This window comes from Bradyrhizobium sp. SUTN9-2 (assembly GCF_003122645.1).
In the GTDB taxonomy this organism is placed as follows: domain Bacteria; phylum Pseudomonadota; class Alphaproteobacteria; order Rhizobiales; family Xanthobacteraceae; genus Bradyrhizobium; species Bradyrhizobium yuanmingense.
Genome location: NZ_LAXE01000001.1, coordinates 2317465 through 2323021, shown reverse-complemented (window position 1 = coordinate 2323021; position 5557 = coordinate 2317465). Strand labels below are relative to the sequence as shown.

The following is a 5557-nucleotide window of genomic DNA, read 5'->3' as shown; positions in this document are numbered from 1 at the left end:
AGCCGAGGGTGACCACCCCCAAAGCCGTCCGCCCGCTACGGCGCGATTGGATGGCGCGCGTGCGGACGGCTTTGCTCGGACCGAGCTACACCACAAGTGGGAACACGACCTACCGCCTCCGTCAGTCCTGTTGCATCGACGTCAGCAAGACACTGAGAGTAAGTGCAGACCGTCAAGATAACGCGACCAGCTCCTCCATGGCATAGCCTTCACCGCCGAAGCGCTAGCGGCCGAACTCGCGATTCAGGCGACTCTCGTGGCGGTATGTAGAACCTATCTCAAAATTGAAGATCAGCGTCGATCGTCTATAAAGGAAAGATGATTCGGCTGACGGACGAGCAATGGGAGCGCATCCGGAAACACTTTCCGGAAGAGCACATTGCCGACGGCCGGCCGGGCCGAAAGCCGATTGCGACGCGTCAGGTGCTCGAAGCCGCTTTGGATTTTGAACACGGACGCGCAGTGGCACATGCTGCCGCAGTGCTATCCGAACTATAAGACCGTACATCGTCGCTTTCAGAACTGGTGTCGCAATGAGGTGTTGCGGCGCGTTCTGACCGATATCGCCAACGAACTTCGCGAGAAAGGCTTGCTCGACGAAGAGGAGTGTTTCATCGACGCGACCTTTGCGATGGCCAAAGGCGGCGGTGCAGAGATCGGCCCAACGAGGCGCGGAAAGGGCTTAAAAATCATGGCGATTGTGGATCGCCACGGTTTGCCGCTTTCAGTGAGCACGCATGCCGCGAACCATCACGAAGTGCGCTTGGTACAGCTCTGCTTCGACTTCTACATGATCGAGGCCAAGCCAGAGAACCTGATCGGCGACCGCGCCTATGACAGCGATGCGCTCGACGATGAACTGCGGTCACAAGGCATCGAGATGATCGCGCCACATCGTTCAAACCGAGTGAGGTCGCTCACTCAGGATGGCCGCAGGCTCCGTCGTTATACTCGGCGTTGGCTGGTCGAACGCTTCTTCGCCTGGATACAGTGGCGGCGGCGCCTGCTGGTCCGCTGGGAGTTCTATCCGCAAAACTTCCTCGGCTTCGTCCAGCTCGCTTGCCTGCTGATCCTGTTTCGACAATTTTGAGATAGATTCTAGTGTCCAACACCACTCATTGCGCGCTGCGGCAGAGAAGGAAGCCCGTGGCCCTCACCTCTTCAGGTGGGTGTACCGACTTCGCCAGAGTACCTGCGAAGCTTGTCGAGATAGCGACCCCGATCGGTCGGAGCTAGATGTAAAACAGTGCGGGTGCGGCTCGGTACTAACCGACCCGGGCGTGAAACCAGGCCAACTAGTCCCTACCACATCCGCACTGCCGTTGAGACTAGCGGAAAGTGACTCGGCGCGGATCGCGTCTGGAGCAAAAGCGCTGTCCCTGCCATATCCCGTTAACCCCAAGGGCTCTGTATCTGTGATAGCTTACCGCAAGCTGACAGGCCTTTGCGCAATCGGTCAATGGTACGTGTGGCCTATCAATACCGGCTCAATCTGCCACGCTAATTCCTGCAACCCCTCAGAACATGCTCTCAGTGCTGTTCTGGCACGACTTCATGAGTAAGGCGCTATCCCTATCTGCATCCGCACCGCCAAGGAAGTTGGCCATGGGATCGAGAGGCTAACGCACCGGCTTTGCCCTGAGGGCTGTTCACACGAAATGCCTCGTGGGCGACGAGAACTCGGCCTTGAGTTACCTACAGAGACTGATAGGCGAGACGGCGAACGTAGCTGATCGCTGGCATTCATCGCCAGCGAGATACCATCGCCAGTCAAGAATGAGCAAAGACGGGCTTGCTGACGACGCTGCCGATAACGTCGCGCGTCAAGCGTCATCATTGAAGTAGATCTTAGTCCTCGCCATCACTCATCGACAAGCGCCGGGATGCGTACGTATATTCCAAAGCGATCCGGCGTGCCTGCTCAATTAGGTTGGTGGCGGCGCTATGCCCCCCGTCGGTATTCTCATAGTAGAGGTACGGTTGGCCCAACGCAGCGAGCCTCGCCGCTGCCTTGCGGCCATGCGCTGGATGAACGCGGTCGTCCTTGGTGGACGTGAGAATGAAGGGGGCCGGGTAGGTCTTACCTGGCACCAACCTCTGATAGGGCGAGTAGGCCTCGAGCCACTTGCGCTGATCGGGAATGCTGGGATCGCCATACTCGCTGATCCAGGAGGCTCCTGCGCCCAGCTTGGTGAACCGAACCATGTCGAACAACGGAACCTGTACGATGGCCGCATTGAAGAGGTCCGGTCGTTGAGTGATTGCGGTCCCTACCAGGAGGCCTCCTTGGCTACCGCCGACCACGCCTAATCGGCGGGGAGAAGTGATTTTGCGCCGAATCAAGTCCTCCGCGACGGCGATAAAATCATCCCATGTCCGCTGCTTCGATGCTCTTTGGGCGGTCTGGTGCCATTGGGGCCCGAACTCACCGCCGCCGCGCAGGTTCGCGACAACATACGCGTTGCCCTGCTCGAGCCAGAGTCGTCCGGTGAGGCCCGCGTAAGAGGGGATGAGCGGAATCTGAAACCCACCATAGCCGTAGAGAAGTGTAGGAGTTGATCCGTCAAACCTTGCGCTCTTGGGTCGTAGCAGAAAGTAAGGAATGCGGGCGCCATCGCGCGAGATTGCCTCGAATTGTTCGACGACATGTCTCGAGGGGTCGAACCGAGGAGGTGTCGTCTTCAGGGTCTCAAGGCGACCGGTTGCGGCGTCGAAGTACCAGAGCATCGTCGGGCTAAGAAAGCTGGAGACGGTGAACATCGCGTCGTCGGTTTCACCCGATGTCGCAGCTACACCGACACTCGCATTATCTGGAAGCGGAATCGGCGTGGCCCGCCAGGCGCCTTGATGGTACTTGTAGACGAACGCCCTACTCTGAACATTGTCGAGAATCGTCAGGATTAACAAGTTTCTTGTGGCGGTGAATCCACTGATCGCTTGTCGAGGCCCAGGCTTGAAAACGAGGGTGGGCGTGGCGCGCAGCGGATCCTGCTTCCATTCGGTCAGGTCATACGAGATGATCGAACCGGCTGAGAAGGGGGTATCTCCAGACGGCGGCATCCAGTCTTCATTTAGCGTCACCAGCAGGCGACTACTCGCGATGCCCCCGATGGTCGCCTTCTTTGGCAGATTGAGCTTAATCGGCTTGGACCCAAAGAGAACATACTCATGCTCGAACGAACTGATGCTGCGGACGGCACCGGTCGCATGGATCGTACCTTCACTGTCGCGCAGCACGAATGGTGTAGCCTTGACATCGGTCGGCTCGCCACGGAAGACCTCGGGCGCTTCCGCCAGCGATTGAGCGCGCTTGAGCTCCTTCACAACGAAAGGGTAACCGGCTTGCGTCATGGTCCCCTCGCCCCAATCGCGTGCAATCAGGACCGTGTCGCTATTGACCCAAGTGACCTGCTGTTTTCCCTCGGGAAGTGCGAAGCCGTTTGTGACGAAGGTTTTGGCAACTGCATCGAACTCCCGGACGAACACAGCGTCCTTTCCGCCCTCGGACAGGTTGAGCAAGCATAGGCGCTCTTCGGGCGGAAGACAGCTCACCCCCTTGAAAACCCAGTTCTTCTTGTCCGCGTCAGCGAGAGCATCCACGTCGAGGATGGTCTCCCATCGGGGAGCTTGGCTGCGATAGCTTTCCAGCGTCGTACGCCGCAAGACGCCGCGCACGTGGTTCTCATCCTGCCAGAAATTGTCGAGACCGCGCCGTCCCATTGAGACGTACGGAATCCGGTCCTTGGCCTGAAGAATGTGGAGCGCTTCCCCGTAGAAGCGCTGGTAACGTGGATCAGATTGGAGCGCACTGAGTGTCTTATCGTTCTCGGTGTGAGCCCAAGCCAATGCGCGCGGCCCTTCGATCTCCTCAAGCCAAAGAAACGGATCTTCAGCCCCGCTCGCAGGCGCTAGCGTCGGGGACAGCCCCGCGGCCATCAAACAGCTCATGGATAGAGAGGCTGCAATAAAAAGAGAGTTTTTCATGGGAGTTCTCCTGAAGTAGCCAGCCTTGAGCATCTTGCTAGGTGAGTGGAAGCATTCGGAGGATGCACACTCGGCTTCAAAGCGCAGGCATGCCGGAATTGCGTCCGCTGGCTTTCGATGGAGCAAGCAGCGTGCCGCTTTAAATGCGAGGTTCTCCGGCGTTCCCAACCCATTTAAGTGTCGACTTTCGGACGTCAGTCTCACACCTGACAGGCGGGTCGTGGTAAAGGCGACATGTTGCAGAACGGCCACCTTGCACATCGTCGCGCTACGTAACTCTTCGACCATCGTGAGCGCCTTTCGTTCGGCCACTCACAACTCTGCTAGGCATAAATTGCCTTGAGCATGTGGCTCACCTCGCAAACCTTGCGCGAAGGGGTATCGCTGAAAATGTTGCCGTAAAAGTAGACCATGCAGCGGGCGCGCATCGAGTAGGACTTTGCTAAGCTCTCGACAAGGTCTCTGCAGACATCCGAAATGGCAGCTCCGGTCCGGCAACGATCGCGGTCAATTTTTTGTAAGATAGCTCAGCGCAGCTGTTCGTTCTGGTGGCGCAGCCGAGCGATCTCCGCGGCCTAATCCGCCGACATCGGCGTCTTCCTAAAGCTTCGCTGATTTGGATTCACAACCCAATCGTTGACATCGCGGTGACGCCTGAGCTCTAGCTCCAACATTTCAAGCTCCACTTGGTAAGCCTGCGCATCCAAGAGACTACAACGCTAAATGGCGGTGTTATAGAGTACAATGCTGACAACGCCGCTTCATGAACAACAGCAATCAGCCAAACACATATCAACACGATCATTGCCGACTTCTAACGGCGCGTCACGTACAACCTGGTAAAGAACTGACTTACGAGAACTTGCTTATTCGATCCGACGTGCGACTTATCGCGGAATAACGAACCATCCGTGAGTGTTGATGCCCCAACGGGCTAGGCGGCATGAATCGAGTTCGCGGTCTGAAGAACTTGATTTCACCTGCGAAATTTACGGGAAGAGTTTCGGCAACTCATTACGGCCATGGACCGACCCAGCTCTTCTTGTGGACTGCCTCCTCGAGCTTAAAAATTGTTGCGATAGCAGCGTTGTTCGACATCTCTGGCGTGAGAGTGCGGTGGCCCAAGGCCCGGAATGTGCTTTCCATGCCGTATAGCCGCGACGTGGATTTCACAACATCTGTAGAGCCTAACGTAGGCAAGATCTCCGCGGGAGTATGCCCGATATCGCATTTACTACACAATCTGATGATGCTCGATCAATTACCAACCGCAGCTGACATGCTGCAGGGACTGAGTCTGATAGCATCTTAGCATACGCTGATTATGCCGCGTGACTTCAGAGTCGCAGATGTGCTGTTCACAAAGGGCACTTGATAACGATCGCTTGTGACTCGATCTTTGCCCCTCGATCTACTTTCGCGCGCAGCGCAGAGAAGATCATTTCCCATCCAGGCGCGCTCCTGAGATCCGTTTGGGCCATGAGATCAGCCACTAAAGAGTGATCGAGCTCGGCCCGCGCTCCATCCGACCTTGCCGTCGTTCAGTACGCGATCGAGGACGCAACGAAGGGAG

At 57.0% G+C, this 5557-nt stretch carries 2 protein-coding genes; one reads left to right on the top strand and one right to left on the bottom strand.

From position 1 onward, the window contains the following. Window positions 1–379: 379 nt before the first annotated feature. Window positions 380–1090 (top strand): IS5 family transposase, encoded by a 711-nt coding sequence (locus tag XF30_RS10865; RefSeq protein ID WP_204524495.1) that lies wholly within the window; start codon window positions 380–382, stop codon window positions 1088–1090. A 758-nt stretch (window positions 1091–1848) separates the two neighbouring features. Here the strand turns inward: XF30_RS10865 and XF30_RS10860 are convergent. Then, the gene (locus XF30_RS10860; protein WP_244608903.1) at window positions 1849–4296 is read right to left on the bottom strand and encodes a prolyl oligopeptidase family serine peptidase; all 2448 of its coding nucleotides are present in this window, start codon (window positions 4294–4296) and stop codon (window positions 1849–1851) included. Between the last annotated feature and the right edge of the window lie 1261 nt (window positions 4297–5557).